We start from the raw sequence: 1327 nt of genomic DNA on the forward strand, positions 1-1327 counted from the left end.
CCCGGGACACAAAAGATACGAATACATCACCAACCTCATTCACGGTCGAATTGAGCATAAGGAAAATGTGCTCAAAGCCGACATCAAGCACGCTGCCCATGCGCAAAATTAGCAAAATGAATATCGTGCTGCGAATGGCTGGCAAAGTAACGTGCCAAAGCTGCCTCCAGCGTCCGGCTCCGTCGACAATTGCCGCTTCGTATTGCTGCGGGTCGACGCCGGCAAGCGCAGCCAGGAAGATAATCGTTCCCCAGCCTGCTTCTTTCCAGACGCTTTGACCGACAATCAGACTGCGGAACCATTCCTTCGAAGTCAGGAACGCGATTTCCGTACCGCCGGCCGCTTTGATCATCTCGTTAACGAGACCGCCTTGCGATCCAAGCAGCATATAAGTAATGCCGACAACGACGACCCAAGAAATAAAGTGAGGTAAATAAATGATGGTCTGAATAAACCGCTTGAACAGGTTGACTCTAATTTCATTCAAGAGCAACGCGAGAACGATCGGAACGGGAAAGAAAAATACAAGATTGTAAAAACTGATTAGCAGTGTGTTACGGAGCAGCAGCCAAAAGCCATCATACTGGAACAAGGTGACAAAATGTTTAAAGCCTACCCAATCGCTTCCCGTTATCCCTTTGAACGGGCTATAGTTTTGAAAGGCGATTACGATCCCCCACATCGGGACGTATTTGAAAATAATGAAGAAAGCGATCCCCGGGAGAAGCATCACGTATAACTCCCAGTCGTTGATAATGCCGAGCCGTTTTTTGCGCGGAATCGCTTTCAACATTTCGATTTGCTGTGCCGACGCCGAATTCATGGTGCTCTACCTCCGTTTTCCTATTACGTATTGCAGACGGCGACTATATGTTTGTCTTGGTTTTGCGAGCCATTGTCCGCACCGTCCGGCTATGGCAGTAACGTAACATAACCGGGGGACGTTACGATATAATCATCTGATTTGAGCATCCGACAAGCGGCGAAGACCTGCTTTATTGACGCTTGGCGCAATAATCATTAGAAATGATTACTCGCCTTCGGCTTGACGAATACAAAAAAAAAACACCTCATCGTCAGATGAAGTGGAGTGTACACTATTATAACGAGAATTATCAAAAATGAACATTTATAAGTGATAAGTATGAGGTACGATATGCAGCTCGACGCCGCTGTTTTCGATCAACTCTCTATCCGTATCCCGGATTGTTTGATCGGTAACGAATACATCGATATCGGATAAGTCCGCCACCGGAGTAAGATAGCAGTTGCCGATCTTGGAGGAGTCGAGGATCATGACGACCTTCTTCGCAGCTCGAATCATGGC

The 1327-nt window shown here is 47.2% G+C and carries 1 protein-coding gene and 1 pseudogene; both read right to left on the minus strand.

The features are described from left to right. The coding region (locus AC1DWB_RS35335; RefSeq protein WP_477545736.1) for an ABC transporter permease at positions 1 to 793 on the minus strand (793 nt) is incomplete at its 3' end. 336 nt (positions 794 to 1129) lie between these two features. Next, a pseudogene (locus tag AC1DWB_RS35340) lies at positions 1130 to 1327 on the minus strand (hypothetical protein); the annotation flags it as partial.

This window comes from Paenibacillus sp. P4_E11 (assembly GCF_056401635.1).